The sequence below is a fragment of the Arthrobacter sp. 01T419 genome (assembly GCF_056398865.1).
Genome location: NZ_JBFTQF010000013.1, coordinates 32,283 through 56,307, shown reverse-complemented (window position 1 = coordinate 56,307; position 24,025 = coordinate 32,283). Strand labels below are relative to the sequence as shown.

At 62.4% G+C, this 24,025-nt stretch carries 25 protein-coding genes; 10 read left to right on the top strand and 15 right to left on the bottom strand.

Annotation, left to right across the window (positions count from 1 at the left end; genetic code table 11):
• Positions 1–95: 95 nt before the first annotated feature.
• Complete coding sequence (locus tag AC1DLO_RS17175; protein ID WP_476914535.1) at positions 96–1,547, bottom strand: amino acid permease; 1,452 nt, start codon at positions 1,545–1,547, stop codon at positions 96–98.
• Between the two features lie 317 nt (positions 1,548–1,864).
• On the opposite strand from AC1DLO_RS17175, the gene AC1DLO_RS17170 reads away from it, so the two are divergent.
• The 3 genes from AC1DLO_RS17170 to AC1DLO_RS17160 are packed head-to-tail and all read left to right on the top strand — an operon-like array spanning position 1,865 to position 5,745.
• Positions 1,865–2,917 carry a homoserine dehydrogenase gene (locus tag AC1DLO_RS17170; RefSeq protein WP_476890889.1) on the top strand — a complete coding sequence of 351 codons (1,053 nt, stop codon included), beginning with the start codon at positions 1,865–1,867 and terminating at the stop codon, positions 2,915–2,917.
• Positions 2,910–4,322, top strand: a complete 1,413-nt coding sequence (locus tag AC1DLO_RS17165) for an aldehyde dehydrogenase family protein (protein WP_476914534.1) — start codon at positions 2,910–2,912, stop codon at positions 4,320–4,322. The genes AC1DLO_RS17170 and AC1DLO_RS17165 overlap by 8 nt, the downstream gene beginning before the upstream one ends.
• Positions 4,323–4,335: 13 nt before the next feature.
• Positions 4,336–5,745 (top strand): aspartate ammonia-lyase, encoded by a 1,410-nt coding sequence (locus tag AC1DLO_RS17160; RefSeq protein ID WP_476890887.1) that lies wholly within the window; start codon positions 4,336–4,338, stop codon positions 5,743–5,745.
• Between the two features lie 11 nt (positions 5,746–5,756).
• Here AC1DLO_RS17160 and AC1DLO_RS17155 read toward each other — a convergent pair whose 3' ends face one another.
• The gene (locus tag AC1DLO_RS17155; protein WP_476890948.1) at positions 5,757–6,215 is read right to left on the bottom strand and encodes an Lrp/AsnC family transcriptional regulator; all 459 of its coding nucleotides are present in this window, start codon (positions 6,213–6,215) and stop codon (positions 5,757–5,759) included.
• Positions 6,216–6,289: 74 nt separating this feature from the next.
• On the opposite strand from AC1DLO_RS17155, the gene AC1DLO_RS17150 reads away from it, so the two are divergent.
• Positions 6,290–7,009 (top strand): HAD hydrolase-like protein, encoded by a 720-nt coding sequence (locus tag AC1DLO_RS17150; protein ID WP_476890886.1) that lies wholly within the window; start codon positions 6,290–6,292, stop codon positions 7,007–7,009.
• Between the two features lie 62 nt (positions 7,010–7,071).
• Entirely contained in the window at positions 7,072–7,281 is a 210-nt protein-coding gene (locus AC1DLO_RS17145; RefSeq protein ID WP_184740694.1) for a dodecin, read from the top strand.
• Between the two features lie 93 nt (positions 7,282–7,374).
• On the opposite strand, the gene AC1DLO_RS17140 is transcribed toward AC1DLO_RS17145, so the two are convergent.
• From AC1DLO_RS17140 to AC1DLO_RS17130, 3 genes are all read right to left on the bottom strand, one after another.
• Positions 7,375–7,647, bottom strand: a complete 273-nt coding sequence (locus AC1DLO_RS17140) for a hypothetical protein (protein ID WP_476890885.1) — start codon at positions 7,645–7,647, stop codon at positions 7,375–7,377.
• Positions 7,644–7,850, bottom strand: a complete 207-nt coding sequence (locus tag AC1DLO_RS17135) for a hypothetical protein (protein WP_260405008.1) — start codon at positions 7,848–7,850, stop codon at positions 7,644–7,646. The genes AC1DLO_RS17140 and AC1DLO_RS17135 overlap by 4 nt, the downstream gene beginning before the upstream one ends.
• Before the next feature lie 145 nt (positions 7,851–7,995).
• Positions 7,996–8,907: a helix-turn-helix transcriptional regulator gene (locus tag AC1DLO_RS17130; RefSeq protein ID WP_476890884.1), complete on the bottom strand. Its 912-nt coding sequence runs from the start codon at positions 8,905–8,907 to the stop codon at positions 7,996–7,998.
• A gap of 161 nt (positions 8,908–9,068) precedes the next feature.
• Here AC1DLO_RS17130 and AC1DLO_RS17125 point away from each other — a divergent pair, with 161 nt between their 5' ends.
• The 4 genes from AC1DLO_RS17125 to AC1DLO_RS17110 are packed head-to-tail and all read left to right on the top strand — an operon-like array spanning position 9,069 to position 12,867.
• The gene (locus tag AC1DLO_RS17125; RefSeq protein WP_476890883.1) at positions 9,069–9,914 is read left to right on the top strand and encodes an aldo/keto reductase; all 846 of its coding nucleotides are present in this window, start codon (positions 9,069–9,071) and stop codon (positions 9,912–9,914) included.
• Positions 9,915–9,944: 30 nt separating this feature from the next.
• Positions 9,945–10,916, top strand: a complete 972-nt coding sequence (locus tag AC1DLO_RS17120) for an aldo/keto reductase (RefSeq protein WP_476890882.1) — start codon at positions 9,945–9,947, stop codon at positions 10,914–10,916.
• Positions 10,917–10,962: 46 nt separating this feature from the next.
• On the top strand, positions 10,963–11,793 hold the full coding sequence (locus tag AC1DLO_RS17115; RefSeq protein WP_476890881.1) for an aldo/keto reductase: 831 nt from the start codon (positions 10,963–10,965) through the stop codon (positions 11,791–11,793).
• 3 nt (positions 11,794–11,796) lie between these two features.
• Positions 11,797–12,867, top strand: a complete 1,071-nt coding sequence (locus AC1DLO_RS17110; RefSeq protein WP_476890880.1) for a lactonase family protein — start codon at positions 11,797–11,799, stop codon at positions 12,865–12,867.
• Positions 12,868–12,943: 76 nt separating this feature from the next.
• Here the strand turns inward: AC1DLO_RS17110 and malQ are convergent, their stop codons facing one another.
• Positions 12,944–15,178 (bottom strand): 4-alpha-glucanotransferase, encoded by a 2,235-nt coding sequence (gene malQ / locus AC1DLO_RS17105; protein ID WP_476890879.1) that lies wholly within the window; start codon positions 15,176–15,178, stop codon positions 12,944–12,946.
• Positions 15,179–15,491: 313 nt separating this feature from the next.
• Here malQ and AC1DLO_RS17100 point away from each other — a divergent pair, with 313 nt between their 5' ends.
• A complete protein-coding gene (locus tag AC1DLO_RS17100; protein ID WP_476890878.1) occupies positions 15,492–16,514 on the top strand; it encodes a PHP domain-containing protein in 1,023 nt (340 codons plus the stop codon).
• A 197-nt stretch (positions 16,515–16,711) separates the two neighbouring features.
• On the opposite strand, the gene AC1DLO_RS17095 is transcribed toward AC1DLO_RS17100, so the two are convergent.
• The 9 genes from AC1DLO_RS17095 to AC1DLO_RS17055 all read right to left on the bottom strand — a co-directional run bounded on the left by AC1DLO_RS17095 (position 16,712) and on the right by AC1DLO_RS17055 (position 24,018).
• Positions 16,712–17,749: a HoxN/HupN/NixA family nickel/cobalt transporter gene (locus AC1DLO_RS17095; protein ID WP_476890877.1), complete on the bottom strand. Its 1,038-nt coding sequence runs from the start codon at positions 17,747–17,749 to the stop codon at positions 16,712–16,714.
• Positions 17,749–18,729: an urease accessory protein UreD gene (locus AC1DLO_RS17090; protein ID WP_476890876.1), complete on the bottom strand. Its 981-nt coding sequence runs from the start codon at positions 18,727–18,729 to the stop codon at positions 17,749–17,751. The genes AC1DLO_RS17095 and AC1DLO_RS17090 overlap by 1 nt, the downstream gene beginning before the upstream one ends.
• Positions 18,726–19,343 carry an urease accessory protein UreG gene (gene ureG / locus AC1DLO_RS17085; protein ID WP_284763214.1) on the bottom strand — a complete coding sequence of 206 codons (618 nt, stop codon included), beginning with the start codon at positions 19,341–19,343 and terminating at the stop codon, positions 18,726–18,728. The genes AC1DLO_RS17090 and ureG overlap by 4 nt, the downstream gene beginning before the upstream one ends.
• 16 nt (positions 19,344–19,359) lie before the next feature.
• Complete coding sequence (locus tag AC1DLO_RS17080) at positions 19,360–20,028, bottom strand: urease accessory protein UreF (protein ID WP_476890875.1); 669 nt, start codon at positions 20,026–20,028, stop codon at positions 19,360–19,362.
• A gap of 183 nt (positions 20,029–20,211) precedes the next feature.
• A complete protein-coding gene (gene ureE, locus AC1DLO_RS17075) occupies positions 20,212–20,697 on the bottom strand; it encodes an urease accessory protein UreE (RefSeq protein ID WP_476890874.1) in 486 nt (161 codons plus the stop codon).
• A 19-nt stretch (positions 20,698–20,716) separates the two neighbouring features.
• Positions 20,717–22,513 (bottom strand): urease subunit alpha, encoded by a 1,797-nt coding sequence (ureC, locus tag AC1DLO_RS17070; RefSeq protein WP_476890873.1) that lies wholly within the window; start codon positions 22,511–22,513, stop codon positions 20,717–20,719.
• Positions 22,510–22,896: an urease subunit beta gene (locus AC1DLO_RS17065; RefSeq protein WP_476890872.1), complete on the bottom strand. Its 387-nt coding sequence runs from the start codon at positions 22,894–22,896 to the stop codon at positions 22,510–22,512. The genes ureC and AC1DLO_RS17065 overlap by 4 nt, the downstream gene beginning before the upstream one ends.
• Positions 22,897–22,905: 9 nt before the next feature.
• Positions 22,906–23,208, bottom strand: coding sequence for an urease subunit gamma (locus AC1DLO_RS17060; protein WP_078106942.1), 303 nt, complete (start codon positions 23,206–23,208; stop codon positions 22,906–22,908).
• Positions 23,209–23,409: 201 nt separating this feature from the next.
• Entirely contained in the window at positions 23,410–24,018 is a 609-nt protein-coding gene (locus AC1DLO_RS17055; protein ID WP_184740676.1) for a DedA family protein, read from the bottom strand.
• Between the last annotated feature and the right edge of the window lie 7 nt (positions 24,019–24,025).

Sequence of the window (24,025 nt, the reverse complement as noted above, 5' to 3'; positions counted from 1 at the left end):
AAAGGGCATCACGTGTTCTGAATTCATTTGTCATCCGTTGGACAGCTCCTCGGCCGGGACGGCGGTCCCTGGCCGAGAAGCTGGGTAGACGGTGGTCAACGGTCCAGTAGTGACGGCTGTGCTGTGCGCGCCTTGCGTCCGTACTTGAGATAGAAAAATGCATAGCAGGCTCCCACAAAGGGAACTCCGAAGTAGAGAGCGGCTACCTGGTTCGGGTCAAACGCAATGCCGATCAGCGAAATGAAGCAGAGCGAGAACGCCAGGATCGGCACGAGGGGGAACATCGGGGCCCTGTAAGGAAGGGCTGCGACATTGCCGCCGTTCTTGACATAGGTCCTCCTGTGGAAGAAATGTGATGCGGCGATGGACATCCACACGCCGACGACGGCGAACCCTGCCACGGACACCAGGGCCAAGTACACCGTCTCCGGAGCAACCACGCTGCTGATGAGCGATGCCAGGCCGCCCACCATGCTCACGGAGAGCGCGACCATGGGAATGCCACGTCGAGTGAGCTTTCGCAATACCCGAGGGGCATGTCCTTCATCCGAGAGTGAGTACAACATGCGGGCGCAGGAGAAGAGGCCGCTGTTGCCGGCAGAAAGGAGCGCGGTGATGATGACGAAATTCATGGCATCGGCAGCAAATGGAATGCCGATGGAAGAAAAGACCGTCACGAACGGGCTTTGGTCCAGGCCAACTTGGCCAAAGGGGATGGTGGCGGCGATGACCGCGATGGCCCCGACGAAGAAGATCAGCAGCCGGACAACCGTGCTGCGCATGGCTTTCGGAATGCTTGTGGCAGGATCCGCAGTTTCGCCAGCCGCTACACCGATGAGCTCAGATCCGGAGAAGGCGTAGAACACTGCTAGCGCTGTGACCAGGACACCAGTGAATCCGTTTGGGAAAAGGCCGCCTGTTGTATTGAAGTTTGCAAACAGGAAGGGATGATTGCCGGCCTCGCTCAGCGGGTGGAAGCCAAATAACGCGGCACCGCCGAGCACGATCAGGACGATGATCGCGCCGACCTTGATGATCGCGAACCAGAACTCCGACTCTCCGAAGAATCGCGAAGAGACGGCGTTGAGGCCAAAAAGCACGGCCGCAAAGATCACACACCAAACCCACACATCGATGCTTGGAAACCAACGCTGCATGAGGAGGCCCGCAGCTGTGAATTCCGATCCGATGGCTACCGCCCAACAAAGCCAATAAAGCCAAGCGGTAGTGAACCCAGTGGCTGGCCCGATCGAACGCGATGCGTAGATGTGGAAAGCCCCCGAGACTGGGTAGGCGATAGCAAGTTCGCCAAGGCACGCCATCACGAGGTAGACCACGAAGGAGCCAATCAGGTAGGCGATGACAGCGCCGAGTGGTCCAGCCTGGGAGATCGTGTAGCCCGAACTCAAGAAGAGTCCGGAGCCGATGACGCCACCCATGGCGATCATTACCAGGTGCCTCGGCCCCATGGACCGGCGTAGCCCGGATTCAAGCGGCGGCGGGTCTGAGCGTTGCGGTTCTAGCGTGACGGATGAAGAGGATTCCATTGTGTCTCCCGGGTCGGCGGTCAGGTCGGTGGTCGAATCAGATGCGAAGGATGCGCGTGATACCTCGGAGATCGAGGGTCCTCAGGATGGCCGGAGCTGCGCAAAGGGATGGTGATGAAGATAACACAGCAAGACCTGCCTGGTCATTAAAAACATTTGAACATGCACATATTGCACACATGTTACTTGGGGGTGTTCATGTCGAATCGGAATGTGGTTGGTCATTTCGCCCTGCCCTTCAGGCAGAATCACATGCCTTGACTGACATGGAATGCGGCCAACATTGGAAGACCGATGTAACTGACTGAAGGAGCAGCATGACTACCTATGACATTGCCTTGATCGGCTTCGGCGGCGTCAACAGGACCCTAGCCGAACTGATCGCAACACGCGGCGAGGCCCTTCGTTCCGGGCTGGGCTTTGGCCTCCGGGTCGTGGCGATCACCGACCTTCGCCTCGGATCCCTGGTTCGGCCTGAAGGTATTGATCTCTCCATGGCCCTGAGCCTCGGAGGCGGGAGCGAGACCTTCGCCGAACACGGCGGATCCGCTGACACGAACAATGAGTCGGTCATCCGCTCCTGCACAGCAGACATCATCTGCGAAGCCACCTTCACGAACCCTCACGACGGCGAGCCTGCGGTCTCCCACGTGCGGTGGGCGCTCGAATCCGGCAAGAGCGTGTGCACCACGAACAAGGGACCGGTAGCCCTCCGGGGGGCCGAGCTGAATTCTCTCGCCAAGCAGAACGATGTGCACTTCGAATACGAAGGAGCCGTCATGAGCGGCACTCCTGTGATCCGTCTGGCAAAGAAGATGTTCTCCGGACTCCGGTTGAATGGTTTCGAGGGCATTCTCAATGGCACCAGCAACTACGTGCTCGGTCGGATGGAAGCCGGCCTGGACTTCGAAGCAGCCATCAGCGAAGCACAGGAACTCGGTTATGCGGAGGCAAACCCCGCGGCGGATATCGAGGGTTATGATGTCCAGCTCAAGGTCCTCATCCTTGCCAACGAGCTGCTCGACGCGGGCATCGAACTCAAGGACGTCCAGCGCCAGGGGATCTCGACTGTCACGGCGGAAGATATTCGTAAGGCATCCCAGGACGGACGCCGCTGGAAGCTCATCGGTTCGGCGCGGCGGAATCCCGATGGGACCGTCACAGCAGGCGTAGCTCCGGCCGCGCTTCCCCTTGACAGCGGGCTTGCCGGTGTTTCGGGCGCGACGAACGCGGTCTCCTTCGATACTGACCTCCTTGGATCCATCACCGTCTCGGGGCCCGGGGCAGGGCGTATGGAAACCGCCTACGCTTTGCTTTCTGACATCATCGCCATGCACTCCGCCAAGACACCGGTAGCCGCACATGTCTGAGTCAACTCTTTGCGCCATGGAGACGGTGCTGCCACGGTTCCGTGAGGTGACCAGCCCCTACGATGGCAGGATCGTCGGCGCGGTTCCTCTGACCGATGCTTCTGCCGGCGAAGCCGTTCTCGACGTGGCCCGGTCCGGTGCGCGGAAAGCTCAGGCTCTGTCTCGCAACGCACGCGGCAAAATCCTCGACGCTGCGGCTACGGACATCGAGCGCCGAACCGAGGAGTTCGCACTGACCATTGTTGCCGAGTCCGGGAAAACCATCCGCCAGGCACGAAAGGAAGTGCTGCGAGCTGTCAACACACTCCGGCTGTCCGCAGTCGAAGCACGCAGGAACGCCGGCGAAGTCATTCCGTTTGACTCATACGAGGGCTCGGAAGACCGGACGGGGTGGTACTCACGGGAACCGCTTGGCATCATCGCAGCGATCACGCCCTTCAACGACCCCCTCAACCTGGTGGCGCACAAGATCGGTCCGGCCATCGCTGGGGGAAACGCCGTGGTCCTCAAGCCATCTGCCCTTGCTCCCCTGTCGGCCCAGCTGCTCACAGACGCCCTTGTGGCTGCCGGGCTTCCGCGTGAGGTTCTGACTGTTGTTCACGGCGACCGGGAGGTGGCCGAAGCGATCATCCGGTCCCGGGACGTAAGAATGGTGTCGTTCACCGGCGGGTTCTCCACTGGGGAAAGCATCGCCCGCGCTGCCGGCCTGAAGAAGCTCTCCATGGACCTGGGCGGAAACGCGCCAGTCATCATCATGAGCGATGCAGACATTGACGACGCCGTGGAATCCTGTGTCTCTGGGGCGTTCTGGGCCGCCGGCCAGAACTGCGTTGGGGTACAGCGGATACTCGTAGCCACACCGTTGTACGCCGACTTCCGACAGCGTTTCCTGGAAGCTACGGCCCGATTGGTTGCCGGAGATCCCTCGGATGAGCGGACGGACGTGGGGCCGATGATCAGCCCCGCCGCGTTACGCGAACTCCAAGCCAAGCTGGATGAGGCAATCCACGACGGCGCCGTACTTCTCGCCGGCAACGTGACCGACGGCAATGTGCTTCAGCCGACCGTTCTGGAAGCCGTCCCGGCGGACAGCAGGTTGTGGAGCGAAGAAGTGTTTGGGCCTGTGGTCATGCTGCACGCCTTCAACACCTTCGAAGAAGCCATTGAAGTAGCAAATGCCATCGAATTCAGCCTTCACGCCGGCATTTTTACGGACTCCCTGAGCAACGCCATGGACGCTGCCCGCCGCCTCGACGCAGGGGGCGTCATGATCAACGATTCGTCGGACTATCGGTTCGACGGCATGCCGTTCGGTGGTTCCAAATACGGAAGCCTCGGCAGGGAAGGTGTCCATTTTGCCTATGAGGAGATGACCCAGCCCAAAGTCGTCTGCATCAAGAAATAGAGGATGTAATGCCATGACCACCCGCACCGAGACCGATTCGCTCGGGAACATTCCTGTACCCGCGAACGCCTACTGGGGAGCACATACTGCCCGGGCGTTGGAAAACTTCACCATCAGCGGCATTCCTATCTCCAGCCACCCGCATTTGGTGCGCTCCCTCGCGATGATCAAGAGCGCCGCAGCGCAGGCCAACTGCGAACTCGGGGTCCTCTTGCCCCAGCAAGCGGCAGCAATCCGCGAATCGTGCCAGGAAATCGAGGACGGCCATCACCACGAACAGTTCTGCGTGGACGTCATCCAAGGCGGCGCGGGCACGAGCACCAATATGAACGCCAACGAAGTGATCGCGAACCTTGCCCTGGAAAAACTAGGCCACCGCCGCGGCGACTACCAGCATTTGCACCCCATTGACCATGTCAATCGATGCCAATCCACCAACGACACATATCCAACCGCAATCAAACTGGCCCTCATTTTCGCCACCACAGAACTGAACCAAGAATTGGGCAGGCTTGCCGAAACCGCCAGAAGCAAGGGCGCCGAATTTGCCGACGTTGTCAAGATGGGCAGAACGCAGCTTCAGGATGCTGTGCCGATGACCCTGGGTCAGGAGTTCAATGCCTTCGCCGCGACGTTGGAAGAAGATCGCTTCAGGCTCTTGGAGTCCACAGAGCTGATGCGGGAGTGCAACCTGGGCGCCACCGCCATCGGCACCGGCATCACTGCCGAACCGGGCTACCAGCAATTGGTACTGCGGGCACTGTCTGAGATTTCCGGTGTCGAGGTCTTTCCTGCCAACGATCTGGTCGAAGCGACGTCCGACGTCGGCGTCTTCATGCACATGTCGGGCATGCTGAAACGGACCGCAATAAAGCTGTCCAAAATCAGCAGCGACCTCCGGTTGCTGTCCAGCGGACCGCAAAATGGCTTTGGTGAGATCACTCTGCCTCCCCGCCAAGCTGGGTCATCCATCATGCCCGGAAAGGTCAACCCTGTTATCCCGGAGACCATGAATCAGATCGCTTTCACGGTCGCCGGCGCAGACACCGCCGTAACGATGGCGGCAGACAATGGTCAGCTCCAACTCAATGCCTTCGAGCCGGTCATCGCGCATGTCCTGCTTCAAGGCGTTTCATGGCTCAAACAAGGAGCACTCATTCTCCGGACACATTGCATGGGAGGCATCGAAGCGAACACCAGCCGTCTCGCCCGCCAGACCGCAACCTCGGTAGGCCTTGCAACAGCACTGGTTCCGGCCATCGGCTACGTAGCGGCAGCGGCAGTAGCCAAGGATGCACTGCGGGATGGGTCAACCATTCTCGACGTCGTCATGGAGAGGAAACTCCTGGACCGGGCCGTTGCTCAATCGATCCTTGAATCCGCTGCGTTTCCAGCCAAGGGCACCCACATAACAGCGGTTTGATTGCTGATCCGTCACGCGGTCGGCTCCACGCCGCGCCGGATGAGACTGGAAAGCGTCATGGCCGTCACCGTATCCGTGACTCCGGGAAGGGCGGCAATCTGCTCCCAAATCTCCTGGACTCTCTCCAAAGACCGGGCTTCAAGTCTCACCAGAAGATCAAAGTCACCGCTGACGACGTCGCACAAAACCACTTCCGGAATCGAACGCAAAACAGTGATGACGTCTGAACCGCGCACTCGGTCTTTCCTGTAAACCATGAGGAAAGCCGAGACAGGACTTTGCCCCGATGTGCCTGCAACCACCGTATATCCCTGGATATACCCTTGCCGTTCCATCCGGTCGACCCGCTGCCGCACGGCATTCCTTGAAAGCAGGACTTTGGTCGCCAGTTCGGCATGACTAATGCGTGCATTCTTGGTGAGCTCCGCAAGGATCCTCTGGTCTATGTGATCAAGACTCACTCGGTCGATGTCCACCCTTCAAAAAGTAAATTCCCGTGCACAACCCAAGCAGAACCAGATCCACGACCGAAAGCCCCAAAAAGATGATACTTCCGCATCACACACGCCCGCCGTTCGGCGGCATCACCTGCGTCCTGTTCGACATGGACGGAACGCTCATCGACTCAGCTTTGGGTGTTACTTCGAGTGCTGCCCAGGCTTTGGAATCCGTAGGAGCGCCTGTCCCGTCGCCGGATGAACTGCTCAGGTTCGTCGGTCCGCCGATGGTGGACTCATTCAGAACAGTCTCCGGGCTGAATGAAGCGACAGCCCAGAAAGCCCTCCAACATTACCGCAAGGCATACGCGGATCACGGCGCGGAGCAATCCAGTCTGTACGAAGGGGTCATCGAGTTGCTGGAGCAACTGCTGTTGGCAGGAATCCCCATGGCTGTTGCTACCTCCAAAGTGGAAGATCAAGCACTGCGACTCGCACGACGCTTTGGAATCGAGAGCAACTTCATCAACATTTGCGGGGCATCGGACGTTGAAAGAAGAGCGACCAAGGCAGAAGTCATCGGTGAAGCGCTGCTCCGCCTCGCCTCCCAGGGCATCGACATCTCCAACCCGGTAATGGTCGGCGACAGAAGCTACGATGTCGCGGGCGCAGCCGAGCACGGAATTTCCACGTTATTCGCGCTCTGGGGATACGGGGGAAAAGAGGAAGCGTTGCAGGCTGCCGCCGTTGTCACCTCACCCGCGGCCTTGCTGCCGATGATCCTATCCACAGTGCCACCCCTGTTCCCCCGGCCTTGCGTCGGCTAGTCTGCTTTCACGGCCTGCCAGGCCAGCAGTTCAGGCATCAAGGACGATCATGAGGAGCAAGAATGGCTGACCACACATATAGCGTTTCCGAAATTGTTGGTACCTCGTCCGAGGGCGTCGACGCCGCCATCAAGAATGGGATTGCGGCTGCAAGCCAGACCCTCCGCAACCTCGATTGGTTCGAGGTCAAGGAAATCCGCGGCCACCTCAGCGAGGGCGCCGTGGCCGACTGGCAGGTAACCATCAAGCTCGGATTCCGCCTGGAGCGTTAGACCTCGAGCGTTAAGCCAAACAAACCCCAAAACCGACGATGGCCGCCAGCCCTTCTGTGGAAAGGCTGGCGGCCATCAGTTGCGAGTCTGGACTCACCCGCGGGTCCAGACTTGGACGGGGTCACCGCCACAGAGGAGTCGCCGGCCACGGCCGGCAAATTCGATCCACAGGAATTCGTGGTCAGAGGACACTTCGTCCACAAGGCCGGCGTCGAAGCCCCACCTGTCCTCGTGGATCCAGACGGTTTCGCCGCGATTGAGTTCGGACCATTTCGACGGCGGCAGGTGCTGCGCCGCCGCCGCGGGCCGCTGGGCCGACGTCGTGAAGTGGCTTGGGCCCCATGCCCCTAAGGTTTCGGGGCTCATCGGGATCCAGCGACCAGGTACTGGCGATGCCAGACCGTTGCCACGCCATTGTGGGACGGGAAGACGTGGCCTTCAAAAAAGGTGTGCACAATGTGGGGTTCGCCTTCAGGGCTCCATTGACCGGATGCCGGGCAATGGGAGCCGGTGGATCCAGCGGACCCTGCGGTGCTTGCCCGCTCCCTCAGCAGCGCGATGCGTTTCATCGTTGAATTCCATCCTTGATATGCGAAAAAGGTCTGGATTCAGCCTAAACGCCGCGCAAGGGCCGCCCAATGGGCACATAGACAGAATCATGCCAATTCACTATGCAGTGGCACAGTGACGTAGAGCACATATGGCTGAAACTCGTCAGCTCTCGTTTGAGGCTTGGCGCTCGAACAGCTCCGGGCTTGTCGCCGTCGCCGCCGTTGCCGCACCAACCGCCGTTCCCGCACCAAAGCTGCCCAGCAGCTTCAGGGCATCGTCCGACGGCGAACCCGCCTTTGCGGAATAGACGCGTAGGACTTGATCCGGGTCCTGCGGCAGGGCCAAATTCTCGAAGTTGAGCTCGACGTCCCCCACCGCGGGGTGATGCAACCGGACGGTGCCGGCCGAACGCGCCGCCACTCGATGCCCGGCCCACCATTGGCGGAAGTGTTCGCTGTTTACGGCGAGTTCGCCCACGAGCTGGTTGGCTTGGGGATCGTCGGGGTGCCGCCCGGTATCCGCACGTAGGGAGCCGGCGGCTTCCGCGGCAACCGTCTTCCAGTCCCGGAACAGTCTGCGTGCCTGGGGGTCCAGGATCAGCCAGCGCGTGAGGTTTCGCTCGGCGGGAGGCATGGACGGGAAGTCGGCAAATAGCAAGACTGCCATGCGGTTGGCTCCAAGAACGTCACTGCGCCGGCCAAGCAGGAGCGCCGGAACGTCGCCCACAGCGTCCAGAAGTTGGCGCAAGGCCGGCCGCACCCGTGGCGTGGGAGTCGGCGCTTTGGCGCTCGATGCGCAGTGCTCTAGGAGGTCCATCATGTGCGTGTGCTCGCTTGAGTCCAGGCGCAGCGCCCGCGACACTGCTTCAAGGACGGCCCTGGACGGATGGATATGGCGGCCTTGCTCGAGGCGTGTGTAGTAGTCCGTGCTCACATCGGCCAAGTGGGCAATTTCCTCCCTGCGCAGCCCGGGAACGCGGCGCGCGCCGGACGCTTCCGGCAATCCTGCATCCTCCGGCGACATCCGGGCACGCATGGCTTTGAGGAATTTTCCGAACTCGGCGCTTTGACCCATGTCTCTATTCTTCCCTCCCTAGAGGCCTGTTTCTACGGCCAAGGTAGGACTGCCAGTCCTAGGAAAAAGAGGGGGCGTCAAATCTACTGATTGTTGCCGCGAACGTGCATAGGCTCGAAAGTGCCAGCAACAATCCACCCAGCAGCGACGAAAGGCCGGACATGTCCAGCGCTCAGAATTCAACCGTTCCCGGGCTCGTCCTGAACAACTCGATCACCATCCCCCAACTCGGCTTCGGCGTCTTCCAAGTCCCGCCCGCCGAAACCCAGAAAGCCGTCGAGGACGCACTTGAAGCCGGGTACCGGCATATCGACACCGCCGCGGCGTACCGGAACGAATCCGGCGTCGGCGCAGCAATCAAGGCTTCCGGCATCTCGCGGGAAGAACTGTTCATCACCACCAAACTCCGCAACGGCGAGCAGGGGCAGACCGCTGCGGCGTTCGACAACAGCCGCCGCGAACTCGGCCTCGACGTCATCGATCTCTACTTGATCCATTGGCCGGTGCCATCCCAGGGCCTCTTCGTGGACGCGTGGAAGGCTCTCGAGAAGATCCACGCCGACGGCGGCGCCCGGGCAATCGGCGTCTCCAACTTCTTGCCCGAACACCTCGACACGCTCTTGGCATCAGCCGACGTCGTTCCCGCCGTCAACCAAATCGAACTGCACCCGACGTTCCAGCAGCAGGAACTGGCGGCGAAGAGCCGCTCGCACGGAATCGCCGTCGAGGCCTATAGCCCGCTAGGGCAGGGAGCGGACCTGGGGTCGGCAACAGTCACCAAACTAGCCGAAACACACAACGCCACCCCGGCCCAGATCGTGCTGGCGTGGCACCTCGGAATCGGCAACATCGTCATTCCCAAGTCAGTGCACCCGGAACGGATCCGGCAGAACCTCGCGGCGGCGTCATTGCAGCTCACCTTGGAAGAACTGGAAGCCGTCAGCGCGCTCGACGCCGGTGCTCGCCTGGGCGCAGATCCCGCCGTCGCGTCCTTCAGCCAAATGTAAGAACCACCACAGCGTAAGGAAAGCAAAACCATGCAGTACACCCACTTGGGCCGCTCAGGCCTCAGCGTCTCCCGCTTGTGCCTCGGAACCATGAACTTCGGCCCGCAGACGGAGGAATCCGCAGCGCACTCCATCATGGATTCCGCCCTTGACTACGGCATCAATTTCTTCGACACCGCCAACGTCTACGGCGGCCACGACAACCGGGGCTGGACCGAGGAAATCATCGGCCGCTGGTTTGCCAAGGGCGGCGAGCGCCGCGAACGCGTGGTCCTGGCCACCAAGCTCTACGGAACCATGACGGACCGCCCCAACGAGTCCAAGCTGTCCGCCCTCAACATCCGGCGGGCCTTGGACGCAAGCCTGAAACGCCTGCAGACCGACTACATCGACGTCTATCAGTTCCACCACGTGGACCGGAACACTCCGTGGGATGAGATCTGGCAGGCGATCGAGGTTGCCGTCCAACAGGGCAAGATCCTGTACTCAGGAAGTAGCAACTTTGCTGGCTGGCACATCGCCCAAGCCCAGGAAGCCGCCGCCCGGCGCAACTACAACGGGCTCGTGAGCGAGCAGTCCATCTACAACCTCCTCACCCGCAACGTCGAGCTGGAAGTCATCCCGGCCGCACAGCAGTACGGCCTCGGGCTGATCCCGTGGTCGCCACTTCATGGCGGTCTGCTGGGCGGCGTGCTGAAGAAAGAGCGAGACGGCGTCCGGCGCCTTGAGGGCCGCGCGGCCGAAACGCTCAAGAAGCACGAGGACCAGATCCGCCAGTACGAGGACCTCGCCGACGACCTTGGCCAGGAGCCCGGCGATGTGGGCTTGGCCTGGTTGCTGCACCAGCCGGCGGTGACCGCACCGATCGTGGGTCCCCGCACCCAGGAGCAGTTGGACGCTGCCATCCGGGCTTTGGATGTCACCCTCGATGCCGATTCCCTCAAGCGGCTCGATGACATCTTCCCGGGCCACCGGACAGCGCCGGAAGACTACGCGTGGTGAAGCCGGAGCACTGTGCAAATACCTGCCGATAGGAAAGACTTCCGATATGGAATCTGCACCCTTGATCAGGCTCAACGATGGCAATGCCATTCCGCAGATCGGCCTCGGAACCTGGCCGCTCGACGACGCCGAGGTCGCCACGGCGGTGGTGTCCGCCGTCGAACTTGGCTACCGGCATGTCGATACGGCCTACCGATACGGTAACGAGGCCGGCGTCGGGCAAGGCGTGCGGGACTGCGGCATCCCGCGCGAGGAACTGTTCATCACCACCAAGCTGGACGGCACCTACCAGGGCCGAGATCGCGCCGTCGAAGGGCTTGAGGGCTCCCTCAAGCGCCTCGGACTGGACTACGTGGACCTCTTGCTGATCCATTGGCCGCTCCCCCAACGGAACGAGTTCATCTCCACCTGGAAGACTTTCGAGAGGCTCCAGGCTGAGGGGAAGGTGCGCTCAATCGGCGTGTCCAACTTCAAACCCTCACACCTCGAGCGGCTTCTGGAGGAAACTTCGGTGCTGCCGGCCGTCAACCAGATCCAGATCTCGCCGTCCATCACACGGATCGACGAGCGTGCCTTCAATGAGAGCCACAACATCGCCACGGAATCGTACAGTCCGTTGGGAGCCGGGCGAGATCTCCTGAATGCCCCCGTCTTGGCGGCCATCGCAAAGAAACACGGAAAGACACCTGGACAAGTTGTGCTGCGCTGGCACGTCCAGGAGGGGCTCGTGGCCATCCCGAAGTCCGCCAATCCGCTGCGCATGAAGGAAAACCTGGACGTTTTCGACTTCGCCCTGGACGATGCAGACCTGTCCGCGATCGACACCTTGGACGCGGGGCAGGACGCGGGCGTCGACTCCGATGTGCAAGGGCACTGACGCATGGCCGAGACCATCGACGGAACCCTCATCTGGGTAGGTTCCTACACATCGGACAGCGACGGACAAGGATCCGGTATTGGTGCGGTTTCAGCCGGGGAAGACGGCAGCCTGAGTTGGCTGGGCACCGCAGTCGAAGCACCGTCGCCGTCGTTCGTCGCTGTTCACCCCACCCTGCCGGTGGTCTATGCGGTTGCCGAGGCCGCTCAGACGGTCCGGGCCTACCGGCGGGCTGGGCTGTTCGGCCTGGAACCGCTGGGGGACGCCTGGCCCGCGGGCGTCGCGGCCTGCCACGTCGCTGTCGACCCCTCCGGTCGTTTCATCGTGGTCGCCTGTTGGGGCGACGGTAACGTTCTGCTCTACGGGCTCGACGACGACGGCGGCATCACCTCGCGCTTTGCCGCGCCACCGGCGAAGGATCCACACGCCGGTGTCGACGGCGGCATCGACATCGCCACCGGCGGCCCGCGGGTGAGCCGCGCCCACGCAAGCCTCATGCTCGAGGACGGCCGGATTATGACCACCGACCTCGGCTTCGACCTCGTACGGGTGTGGAACTACTTCCCCGACACCGGCCTGCTCCCCGACCACCAAGTCGCTCTCCCGATGGGCAGTGGACCGCGGCACTTGGTCCAGCACCCCTCCGTCGACGCCGTATTCGTCGTGACGGAGTACTCCATCGAGGTAGCGCTGCTGTTGCCCGGTGCGGACGGCCGTTTTGTGCTCCACAGTCGCGGACCTGCGACTGCCGGTGGTGCTTCCGACGGCGACGCAGCAGCCGAAATCGCGATGTCCCCGGACAATCGCTTCGTCTACGCCGGTATCCGCGGCTCCAACCGCATCTCGGTATTGGCCGTCGAAGGCAGCGGAACCCGGCTCCGTCCCGTGGCTGACGTGCCTAGCGGAGGAAACTGGCCCCGCCACCACTTGGTCCGTGAGGGCTGGCTCCACGTAGCGCACGAGCGTTCAGGCCAAGTCACCACGTTCGCCTTGGACCGGGTTACGGGGATCCCGGGGGAGGTGCTCGAGCAGCTGAAGGTGGGTTCCCCTACGGCGTTGGTCGGAGCGCTCTGACCGGGCTAATCCATGCGTGAGGTCTCGCCCCTTTCACGTACCCAAAGGGGCGAGATCTCACGTCTCGGTGCGCCGGTTAGCCCCGCACAGCCTCGTCAACAGCCGCCAGCAAGGAATTGAACCGAGGGTTGGCGTCGAGATCATCAATGAGGACCGCGCGTCCGTGTTCGTCGGCCAGCGGCACTTGCCAGTTGGGGTAGACCTCCGAGGTCGTACCGGGCTGGTTCTGCACCCTCCGCTCCCCCACGGCATCCACCAGCGCAACGCCCAGCAGGACCGACGGCGCAAGGGCCAGCAGCCGGTGCAGCGCCTCAATGACCTGCTCCTCACCAAACTCCTGGCCGCCGCCGTCGAATCCGGCAGTGTCGAATCCTGCAGTGTCGAATCCTGCAGGCAGCAGGCCACGCTCCCGCAGCAGCCCCATCATCTTGTCCAGGCTGGCCTGATGCTCGGCCCGCTCCTCGGCCACGCTTCGTTCGAGCAAGCCAAGTTGGCCCCGGAGTTCCACGTGGTCGCCGGCGAGATACCCAGCGGTTGGAGGGAGGTCGTGGGTGTTGACGCTAGCGAGGGCCTGCGTTCGGTAACGTTCCGGCGGGAGGGGCAAGTCGCCGTCGTACTCAAACCAAAGAATCGACGTGCCCAAGATGCCGCGGGCTGAAAGGTAGTCCCGTACCCAAGGCTCGAAGACCCCCAAGTCCTCGCCGATAACCACCGCACCCGCGCGATGGGCTTCCAACGCGAGTATCCCGATGAGGGCCTCGTGGTCGTAGCGGACATAGGCGCCGTCGCGCGCGGAGTTACCGGTGGGCACCCACCAGAGGCGGAACAGCCCCAGGATGTGGTCCACGCGGATACCGCCAGCATGGCGGAGGACCGTGGAGAGCATCGCGCGCAAGGGCGCGTAACCCGCCTCCGCCAAACGGACCGGGTGCCACGGCGGCTGGTTCCAGTTCTGGCCGAGCTGGTTGTACATGTCCGGTGGTGCGCCCACGCTGACACCCGGCGCGAAGCTACTGCGCAGGGTCCAGGCATCGGCGCTGCTCAGGTCCGCCCCGACTGCGAGATCGTGCACCACTCCCAGCCGCATGCCCGAACGCTTCGCCGCTGCTTGGGCTGATTCGAGTTGCTCATCGCAGATCCACTGAAGCCAGCGGTGGAAACCAATCCGATCGGCCAATGCGTGGCGCATCGACTCAACCTTGGGTGAACCGAGGGTGGCCGTGGGGTCCTGCCAGAAGGGGTCATCCGGAGACCGGTCCTCGCGGATGGCGCACCAAAGGGCGAAATCGTCCAAGCCCGGGCCGGACTCACGGCAGAATTCCTCGAAGGCCCGCTGCCGGGACGGGGAAAGCCGGACCGTGTGAAGGAGTTCCAATGCAGCGAGCTTGGCTGCGAAAATCTGGTCCCGGTCCAGCCGTTCAGCGTCCTTGTTGAGCGCGTGGACGTGATCCAACAGTCGGTCCACCGTAGCGCGCTTCCGGGGCTTCACATATGCCAGTTCGGGAATTTCTTCAATCCGAATATAAATGGGGTTGAAGAACCGCCTGGTGGACGGAGAATAGGGCGATGCTTGAACTGGAGGCACAGGATCAGCGGCGTGCAGGGGATTCACCAGGACATAGTCGGCTCCGCGAGCGCCAGCCAAGGCCGCCAAATCGGCCAGGTCGGCGAAGTCTCCGATGCCCCACGAACGCTTAGAGCGCACGGAGTACAGCTGGGTTGCGAGCCCCCAGCCGCGACGTTCCTCGAGCTGCGCCGCCGTTTGCAGCTTGGCTGGGACCACGGCCAAAGCGGCGGTGGCCGTCACGCCGTCGGACTCTGCCGTGAGCGAATGCCAACCGAGCGGCAACCCGGCCGGCACCTCAAAGGTGGCACGGCCCGTGGGCACTCCATCCACGTCACGCGGCGGCGCCCAGTCCTCCTGTTGGGCGGCCGCGAGTTCCGTCCCGTCCTCGAGCGAGATCGTCAGGCGGGCCGGCGAACCATCACGCACGTGAACGTGCACAGCCGCCGTCGTTCCCTCTTGGACGACGACGGCGGGCGGCAGCATCCGCCGCCACGGCCCCACTTCCGCCTCCACGAGGGCCGCCTCGATCTGCTCGTTGGAATCCGCCGTCACTCCCAAGGAGCCCAGTACTTGGACCAGGGTGTTGGGCGAAACCTTATGCTGCAGCCCATCCCAGCCGTAGAAGGATGTCCCGACGCCGTGAGCGTCCGCGAGCCGGTGAAGCAGGTCCTCGTCAATGCCTGCGACCAAGTTCCCCGATGCTTGCTGGGTCACAGTGGCTTGCTGAATGGGAGTGTTGGTCATGTCCGCCTCGTCTGCGATGTGATTCGTCCGAAGGTGCATACCGCCCCGCGTGCAACTCGAGCGAGGCAACTGGTTCCGATTATTGCAGGGCCGCGGGGACCGGCGCAGTTATTCCGACACCATGACGTCCCGCTCCGAACGCTCGCTCACAAACAAGCCCCCAAACCCGAACCCTCGCTCACAAACAAGCCCCCAAACCCGAACGCTTGCTCACAAACAAGCCCCCAAACCCGAACGCTCGCTCACAAACAAGCCCCCAAACCCGAACGCTCGCTCACAAACGTCTGCGCGCGGTGTGGTACATGATTGAGCTATGGACGCCGTAGACGCGCTCAACGAAACCGCCTTCTGGCTGGAACGGGAACTCGCGGACAGCTTCAAGGTGCAGGCGTTTCGCCGGGCCGCGGGCATCATCGCCGGCCTAAGCCAAGAGGAACTGTCCGCCCGGGTCAGGGATGGCCGCCTCAAGCGAACCAAAGGAATCGGCAGCCGCACGTTCGAGGTGATCAGCCAAGCCTTGGGCGGCACCGTCCCGGGCTATCTCGAGGACCTCCGCCGTCGCGGGGCCGAACCCTTGGTCGATGGTGGACACAAGCTACACGCCAAGCTCCGGGGCGATCTGCATAGCCACAGCAACTGGTCGGATGGCGGCTCGCCGATCGAGGTCATGGCCGCCGCGGCTCGTATTCTCGGCCGGGAATATCTTGCTTTGACTGATCACTCCCCCAGCCTCAAAATCGCCAACGGGCTCAGCCCGGAGCGTTTGATGGAGCAGCTTATGGTTGTGGACGGGATCAACGACGTGCAAGAGTCCGGCTTTCAATTATTGGCCGGAATCGAAGTAGACGTTCTGGAGGACGGTCAGTTGGACCAGTCTGCGGAAATGCTGAGCCAACTGGACGTCGTGGTGGCCAGCGTCCACTCGAAGCTCCGATCCGACAAACGGTCCATGACGCGCCGCATGCTCGCTGCCGTAGAAGACCCCTATACCAACGTCCTCGGGCACTGCACCGGCCGCTTGGTCAAAGGATCACGAGGAACACGGCCACCATCGGAGTTCGACGCAGAAAAAGTATTCGCGTCGTGCGCGGAACACTCAGTCGCCGTCGAGATCAATTCGAGGCCCGAACGCCAGGACCCGCCGGACGAGTTGATTCAGATTGCCCTCGACGCTGGCTGCCTCTTCAGCATCGACAGTGACGCCCATGCCCCTGGCCAGCTCGATTTCCTGCAATACGGCGCCGAGCGGGCGGAAGCCAACGGCTTAGCCGCCGATCGCATCGTGACGACCTGGCCAGTGGATCGGCTTCTGGAGTGGCTCCAGTCCAAGCAATAGCCCCCGCCGTCGCCGCCAACTGTTCAATGCCCGACGGCGGCCTCCGCACCAAATGCCGCCGCCCGCCGTCGAACACTGGCGATGAGATTGCAGGAGGGTTCGCTCAAATGGCCTGATAAGGGAGCGGGCGTCGTCGATTTTCCCGGCATAAGCGAGCGGGCGTCGTCAGAATTCAGATCATAGGTGAGCGGGCGTCGTCAGGGTTGCCCACGGAACCGCAGGGCCGCAACCGCCCACACCACGGCAAACAACGCAATCAGCACCAGCCCGACGTCGCCGAGGTCGATTTCGCCTAGCCAGGTGGTGACTGGATCGCTGAGCCCAAAGGCCGCATTGAGGAAACCGCCCAGCGTGATGACCGCGATGAAGAGCGCCGAGAAGGCCGAAATACCGGTGATGACGGCATTGAATCCCAGCTTGCGCTGGGGATCGTGAATCGCCGATTTGTACATCCGCATCATAGCCACGCCGTTGACCGAATCGCACAGAGTCATGGCCGCCGTGAAGGCAAGCGGCAACGCCAGGAGGGCAAGCGCCGACACTCCCGCGAGGGACGCCGCCGTCGTGAGCACCAGAAGCCCAATGGTGGTTGCCGTGTCGAAACCGAGCCCGAACAAGAACCCGATCACGTAGATGTTCCGGGGACGCTGGACCTTGGACAATGGCTTGGACAAGAGCCGCGCGATGAAGCCTTTCGTTTCGAGGTCTTCGACGGCGATCTCGCCGCCAGCCTGAGCGGCGCGGTACAGCTGCGCTGTGCGGAGGAACGCCAAGCCGTTGAAGATGCCCATGGCCAGGAGGAAAAGCCCTGAGACTCCGCCGCCGATCAGCCCCAGCACGTGGTGCCCGGTTGTCCTGTCCTCCATGAGTTGGCCCACCAGACTTGCGCCGCCCACCACCAATAGACCAGCCAGGATCACCACGGAGCTGTGGCCCAGGCTGAAGGCAAAGCCGACGCTCACGGGGTCTTTGTGCTGTGCCACGAACTTCCGGGTGGAATTGTCGATTGCGGCGAGGTGGTCCCAGTCGTAACTGTGCTTGATGCCGGCCACATAGGCGGTCAGCACAAGACCCAGCGCCAACGGCTGCCCGCCACCGGCGCCACCCACCAGCAGGAGCACGACGGCGGCAACGTGCAGGAGGACGACGGAACCGAACATGAACGCGAGGCGCGACTTCATCGGGAGGTGTTCGCGCCGGCGGTACATGGAGGCGAACTCGGAGAGTGAGGTCATCAGTACTTCCTGAGATTCAGCGGCGCCCGGCCGGACCAACGTTCGCGCAAAAGACCGGTGCAGGCACCGAGCAAGCGGTTCAGTTCCTCGGTGCTGTTCGAGAGGGATCGTAGGACCAACCCGGTGGTGCCCGCAAGGGTCCGGGTCAGCGACAAGCCCGAGTACGAGTCGTATCCGGCAATCAGCCGATGCAGTTCATCTGCGAGCGCTTGGTCAACCCGAGGATCCACCACAATGAGCGAACCCAGGTGGCTGTAGCCTTCCATGAATCCCATGCTGGTCACATCGCCCAAGGACGGCCGGATCAGGAGGTTGTCGAGCGCAAGCAGCGCCGCGTCGTCGTCGCCCTCCACGTGGATCTCGTTCCGGAGACGAAGTTCCCGGTACTTGAAGGAAGCGCCGTCCGGCGACCAGCCGGGAGTGATGACTTCCGCCATGATGAGGCTCGACGTCGGATGTACGGTGATGTGCGTATTCTGCCGATAGCTGGCCTCCCGGTAGGCGATGAGTTGGTCCGGCGCCAACTCCAGTTCCGCCCCCTCCCCCAACGTCACAGTCATCCGCTGCTCCGCATACGACCCCGGAGTCCGATAAATCTTCGTGGCCGACTGCGTCGTCAAAAGCAACGAAGCGCCAGCCTCCACCTCCACGTCTACAACATAAAGATCCGCCCCCAAATACGCCCCGCCCGGATTGACCATGACATAACAAACCTGCCCGGACCCATCCAAGTAATGCGGCCTCAACACCCTCAAAGCACCCTGATGAAACTGCTGCACGGCCACGGATCGACCAGCACGGAGGGCGACCCGCAGGCTGAGCTCGCCCCGCGGCGAGTTGCTCGAAGAGGCGGCGAAGCCGGATTTGGGGGCCGCGGCGTGGCGGGCACCGCGAAGCGGGCACGGCCCCAAATCCGGCGGAGCCGCCAGAGGTGACCCATCCGCCGGTGAGAGCTCACCCGCCGCCGCCGTCGTGCTCATGGGGCCAGGTCGAGCATTAGGACGTCGTGACGCATCCATGCGATGACCTTGTCGAGCCCTTCGTCCGTCTTCAGGTTGGTAAAGCAGAACGGCTTGTCGCCGCGGAATTCCTTGGAGTCCCGCTCCATGACTGAGAGGTCTGCCCCGACGAACGGGGCGAGGTCGGTCTTGTTGATGATGAAAAGGTCCGACTTGATCATGCCTTGGCCGGCCTTGCGGGGAATTTTCTCTCCCTGGGCGACGTCGATGATGTAGATCGAGAAGTCCACGAGTTCGGGGCTGAACGTGGCTGAGAGGTTGTCGCCGCCGGATTCCACGAAGATGACCTGTAGGTCGGGGTGCCGCTTCTTGAGTTCCTCGATCGCGGCCGTGTTCATGGACGTGTCTTCGCGGATGGCGGTGTGCGGGCAGCCGCCGGTTTCGACGCCGATGATCCGGTCCTCGGGCAGGATGCCGTTGGCTGCGAGGATCTTGGCGTCTTCGATCGTGTAGATGTCGTTGGTGATGGCGGCCATGGAGATTTCCCGGCTCATGTGGCGGGTCAGGCGCTCCACGAGCTGCGTTTTGCCGGCTCCAACCGGGCCGCCGATGCCGATCTTGATGGGTTCAGACATGTGTCCTCCTATGGTTTTAGCTCATGAACATGCGCGCACGTTGCGATTCGTGCCGCATCTGCGAAATTTCCAGCCCGGCGCTCACGGCCCCGAAGTCGTCCCAGCTGAGGTGCCGGACATGTTCGACGGCGGCAGCGACGTCGTCGTGCGCTTTGCGCAGAATCCGCTGGCCCGAGTTCTGGCCGAGCGGGATGGCGCGCACCGCGTTCTGGGTCAGGGAGGTGACCGCCGCGAAAAGGTACGCGGCGAGCGCTTCTTCGAACGGCACGCCTAGCGAGCGCGCGACGACGGCGAACGCCAGCGGCTGGTGGCCGGCAGCCCGGCCTGTGGTCACGAGAGTCCGGTACACTTCCAGCTCGGCCGACGGAAAGACTTCGGTCCCGATCTCGATCAGCCGCCCACCCATCTTGGTACTGGCCTCCCGCAGCTGCCTGGGCAAGAGCTGGGCACTCAAATGAGCGTCCAACGAACCCAGGTCCACTCCCTCGTACAGGAACCGAATGGCCAAGCCGTCGGAATAAGTCAACTGCTGCCCCACAAACGCAGACAGCCAGTTGCCGAATGAGGCTTCATCGCGAACCAACCCGCGATCGATGTACGTCTCAAACCCCAAAGAATGAGCAAACGCCCCGGTAGGCAACGCGGAGTCAGTGAGCTGCTGAAGCGCCAGCTGATAAGAAGTCATGCCACCCCCTCAAGGCGAGACGACAAGCAGCCGACCCGGATTTGGGGGCCGCGGTGTGGAGGGCACCGCGGGGGGCCCACTGCCGCGAGGGCCCCGACCCGAGCTTGCGAGGGTTGGGAGCGGCTGGGGACGGGCACGGCCCCAAATCCGGGGCGGCGCCCCAACCGGACCACCGGGAAAGGACTAGTGGGTGTGTTCAGCATGGCGGAAAGGCACCGGCATTACGCGTTCCTGGCGTTCGTACGGCACACCGACGTGTTTGAGGTAGTCCTCCACCGTGTGGTCGTACTGGCACACCATGACTTCGGCCCCGTACTCGGAGTCGCCGTCGAAGAACTGGGCCTGCAGGTGCCGGTTGCCAAGGGAGTGCGCCACGACACCCATTTCGTAGATACTGCGGGCAGCAATCACCAGGACGTCGCTCGGCAGCACGGACACCACAATCAGGTTCGCGTCCTCGACGGCGAGGATGTCGCCGTCGCGCAGGTCTCCGGATCCGGCCGGGAGCCGGATGCCGAGTTCCTTGCCGTGGTCCGTGGTCACGCGTTGGATGCGTTTGACCAGTTGGGCGCTGGGCAGGACGACCTTCTCCTTGTGGAGTTTGGCGAGCGCCGCGGCTTCGGCTTGCGGCAGTTCGTGCAGGTTGCCGAGGATCTTTTCGACGATCATCTGTTTCTCCTCCGGCGATCTAGAAAAGGAAGTAGCGCTGGGCCATGGGCAGGACGTCGGAAGGCTCACAGGTGACGTCTTCGCCGTCAACCGTCACTTTGTAGGTTTCGGGGTCGACGGCGATATCCGGCGTTTCGCCGTTGAACTTCAGGTCCCCTTTGGTGAGGTTCCGGATGCCGGATACCGCCCGGATGACACGTTCGAGGCCAAGTTCCTGTGGGACGCCGGCCGCGATTGCCGCCTTGGACAGGAACGTGATGGAGGACTGCTGCAGCGCCTTGCCGTAGGTGGCGAACATCGGGCGCATGGTGCGTGGCTGCGGGGTTGGGATGGAGCCGTTGGAATCGCCCATGAGGGCGTAGGCAATCTGCCCGCCTTTGAGGACCAGTTCCGGCTTCACGCCGAAGAAGGCCGGATTCCACAGAACGAGGTCGGCGAATTTGCCCACTTCGACGGAGCCGATGGAGTCAGCCATACCCTGCGCGATCGCGGGGTTGATGGTGTATTTGGCGATGTAGCGCTTGATCCTGAAGTTGTCGCTTTCCTCGCCCAAGCCGTTTGCCGAGCCGTGGCTTGCACCTGTGCTGTCCCTCCGGGGGTCCTTGAGCACGCCCCGCTGCCGCTTCATGGCATCGGCCACTTGCCAGGTGCGGATGACGACTTCGCCCACACGGCCCATGGCCTGGGAATCCGAGGAGGTCATGGAGAAGATGCCCAGGTCCTGGAGCACGTCTTCGGCGGCGATTGTTTCGGCCCGGATGCGGGAATCGGCGAACGCCACGTCTTCCGGGATGTCCGGGTTGAGGTGGTGGCACACCATGAGCATGTCCAGGTGCTCTTCGATGGTGTTTCTCGTGTACGGGAGCGTGGGGTTGGTGGATGCCGGGAGCACATTGGGCAATCCGGCGATCTTGATGATGTCCGGAGCGTGCCCGCCGCCAGCGCCTTCGGTGTGGAAGGTGTGGATGACGCGGCCGTCGATCGCCTTGATGGTGTCCTCCACGAATCCGCACTCGTTGAGGGTGTCCGTGTGGATGGCCACCTGCACATCGAATTCATCCGCCACCCGCAGGGACATGTCGATGGACGACGTCGTGGCACCCCAGTCTTCATGGACTTTGAGGCCAACTGCGCCCGCACGGATTTGTTCGGCCAGAGGCTCGACGGCGGACGCGTGCCCCTTGCCGAGGAGGCCGATATTGATCGGGAGCCCTTCTACGGCTTGCAGCATCCGCGAAATGTGCCATTTGCCGGGCGTAATGGTGGTGGCTTTCGTGCCTTCGGCCGGTCCCGTGCCACCGCCCACCATCGTGGTCACGCCGCTGCAGAGGGCCGTGGGGACCTGGTCCGGGGAAATGTAGTGGATGTGGGTGTCCACACCGCCTGCGGTGAGGATCTTGCCTTCGCCCGCGATCATCTCGGTGCTGGCGCCGATCACGATGTCCACGCCGTCGGCAATCTGCGGGTTGCCGGCCTTGCCGATCTTGAAGATGTGCCCGTCTTTGAGCGCCACGTCGGCCTTGTAGATTCCCGTGTAGTCGAGGACCACCACGTTGGAGATGACGGTGTCCGGGACGTCGAGCGTCTGGTCCGAGGCAGCGTTTGATTCAGGCAAACGGCCGTCGCGGGTCACTTGGCCGTTCTGCCCCATCCCGTCGCGAACCACTTTGCCGCCGCCGAACATGACCTCTTCGCCGTAGACCGTGTAGTCGTTCTCGATCTCGAGGAAAAGCTCGGTGTCCGCCAAGCGGATGGAGTCGCCAGTCGTCGGGCCGTAAAGGTCTGCGTACTGCTTGCGCGAAATTTCGAAGCTCACTGGGCTGTCCCTTCCTTGCTTGCTCCGGGTCCTTCGGCGGCAGCGGCAGCGCCGCCGTCGTTCTTTCCGCTGCCTGCATCTAGCGATCCGTTGACGGCGTTCCGCAGGCCGTAGACCTCGCGGCTGCCCGCGAGTGCAACCAGTTTCACGGTCTTGGAGTCGCCGGGTTCGAAACGTGCGGCTGTTCCCGCGGGGATGTCCAGGCGGCGGCCGTGGGCGGCTTCACGGTCGAAATCGAGCGCCAGGTTCGCCTCGGCAAAATGGTAGTGCGAGCCCACCTGGACGGGGCGGTCACCACGGTTGACCACCTCGACGACGATTGCCTCGCGTCCGCTGTTGCACTCAATGGGCTCTGCTTGGAGCCGGTACTCTCCGGGAATCATGGTGGCCTCCTAGCGGATGGGGTCGTGGACGGTGACGAGCTTGGTGCCGTCAGGGAAAGTGGCCTCGATTTGGACATCATGGATCATCTCGGGCACGCCCTCCATGACATCCTCACGGCGCAGCAGCGTTGTCCCGTAGCTCATGAGTTCGGCAACGGTCTTTCCGTCGCGGGCACCCTCAATCAGCTCGTAGCTGATGATCGCCACGGCTTCGGGAAAGTTGAGTTTCAATCCGCGGGATTGCCGACGGCGGGCGAGGTCGGCAGCGACCACGATCATGAGCTTTTCCTGCTCACGGGGCAAAAGATGCATCGGTTCTCCTTAAAGTTGTGTGCTGCAGAAGCGGACATCAGATCACTCAAGGCTCAGAAAAGCCGAGGACGTCGGGGCAGCTACTACGGTTATAACGCCAAACGTCAGACATATCCAGCTCACTCCTCTACCGCCCGTCCCGAACAAATTGTGACCAGCCTAAGCCGACGAGGTTTCAGCCAGATTTCCACTACAGCTTGCTCAAACTTTCTTGGCCCGGTGCTTCCTGACCTGCCAGACGACAAGGATCGCCACCGCAATAACAGCCACCACCGCTGCAGCACCCCGGCCTACCATGCGGGCCACTTCCTCGTACGAGTTTCCAGCCACAAAACCGAGGGTCACGAACAAGGACCCCCAAACGATGCCGCCACTGAAGTTCCAAAAGGCGAAGCGCCGGTAGGGCATCCGGCTAAGTCCGGCGAGCGCGGGCATGACTGCGCGGAAGAAGGCCGTAAACCGGCCGAGGAATACAGCGAGGCCGCCCTTGTCTTTGAGGAAGTCTTCGGCCTTTTGCAGTTGGGCGCGCCTCTTGTCCAGGATCTTCAGGGCCATCACCCGGGGACCAAAGTGCTTGCCTATTTCGTAGCCCACGGTGTCGCCCGTGATTGCGGCAGTCACCACAATGGCGATCATGAGCCACAACGGGAAGATTCCACGGCTTGCAATCACCCCGCCGACGACGGCTGCCGTTTCGCCCGGGATCACAAAGCCCACGAAGATCGCATCCTCAGCGAAGACGAGAGCGAAAACTATGCACCCGATCAGGAGCGGGCTGGTGTTCAAGAGTCCATCCAAAAGGGCCTGCATGGTGAAT

Coding starts and splice junctions, on each gene's coding strand:
- AC1DLO_RS17175 (WP_476914535.1), bottom strand. CDS start 1,547: ATGGAATCCTCTTCATCCGTCACGCTAGAACCGCAACGCTCAGACCCG.
- AC1DLO_RS17170 (WP_476890889.1), top strand. CDS start 1,865: ATGACTACCTATGACATTGCCTTGATCGGCTTCGGCGGCGTCAACAGG.
- AC1DLO_RS17165 (WP_476914534.1), top strand. CDS start 2,910: ATGTCTGAGTCAACTCTTTGCGCCATGGAGACGGTGCTGCCACGGTTC.
- AC1DLO_RS17160 (WP_476890887.1), top strand. CDS start 4,336: ATGACCACCCGCACCGAGACCGATTCGCTCGGGAACATTCCTGTACCC.
- AC1DLO_RS17150 (WP_476890886.1), top strand. CDS start 6,290: ATGATACTTCCGCATCACACACGCCCGCCGTTCGGCGGCATCACCTGC.
- AC1DLO_RS17145 (WP_184740694.1), top strand. CDS start 7,072: ATGGCTGACCACACATATAGCGTTTCCGAAATTGTTGGTACCTCGTCC.
- AC1DLO_RS17140 (WP_476890885.1), bottom strand. CDS start 7,647: ATGAGCCCCGAAACCTTAGGGGCATGGGGCCCAAGCCACTTCACGACG.
- AC1DLO_RS17135 (WP_260405008.1), bottom strand. CDS start 7,850: ATGAAACGCATCGCGCTGCTGAGGGAGCGGGCAAGCACCGCAGGGTCC.
- AC1DLO_RS17130 (WP_476890884.1), bottom strand. CDS start 8,907: ATGGGTCAAAGCGCCGAGTTCGGAAAATTCCTCAAAGCCATGCGTGCC.
- AC1DLO_RS17125 (WP_476890883.1), top strand. CDS start 9,069: ATGTCCAGCGCTCAGAATTCAACCGTTCCCGGGCTCGTCCTGAACAAC.
- AC1DLO_RS17120 (WP_476890882.1), top strand. CDS start 9,945: ATGCAGTACACCCACTTGGGCCGCTCAGGCCTCAGCGTCTCCCGCTTG.
- AC1DLO_RS17115 (WP_476890881.1), top strand. CDS start 10,963: ATGGAATCTGCACCCTTGATCAGGCTCAACGATGGCAATGCCATTCCG.
- AC1DLO_RS17110 (WP_476890880.1), top strand. CDS start 11,797: ATGGCCGAGACCATCGACGGAACCCTCATCTGGGTAGGTTCCTACACA.
- malQ (WP_476890879.1), bottom strand. CDS start 15,178: ATGACCAACACTCCCATTCAGCAAGCCACTGTGACCCAGCAAGCATCG.
- AC1DLO_RS17100 (WP_476890878.1), top strand. CDS start 15,492: ATGGACGCCGTAGACGCGCTCAACGAAACCGCCTTCTGGCTGGAACGG.
- AC1DLO_RS17095 (WP_476890877.1), bottom strand. CDS start 17,749: ATGACCTCACTCTCCGAGTTCGCCTCCATGTACCGCCGGCGCGAACAC.
- AC1DLO_RS17090 (WP_476890876.1), bottom strand. CDS start 18,729: ATGAGCACGACGGCGGCGGCGGGTGAGCTCTCACCGGCGGATGGGTCA.
- ureG (WP_284763214.1), bottom strand. CDS start 19,343: ATGTCTGAACCCATCAAGATCGGCATCGGCGGCCCGGTTGGAGCCGGC.
- AC1DLO_RS17080 (WP_476890875.1), bottom strand. CDS start 20,028: ATGACTTCTTATCAGCTGGCGCTTCAGCAGCTCACTGACTCCGCGTTG.
- ureE (WP_476890874.1), bottom strand. CDS start 20,697: ATGATCGTCGAAAAGATCCTCGGCAACCTGCACGAACTGCCGCAAGCC.
- AC1DLO_RS17065 (WP_476890872.1), bottom strand. CDS start 22,896: ATGATTCCCGGAGAGTACCGGCTCCAAGCAGAGCCCATTGAGTGCAAC.
- AC1DLO_RS17060 (WP_078106942.1), bottom strand. CDS start 23,208: ATGCATCTTTTGCCCCGTGAGCAGGAAAAGCTCATGATCGTGGTCGCT.
- AC1DLO_RS17055 (WP_184740676.1), bottom strand. CDS start 24,018: ATGCAGGCCCTTTTGGATGGACTCTTGAACACCAGCCCGCTCCTGATC.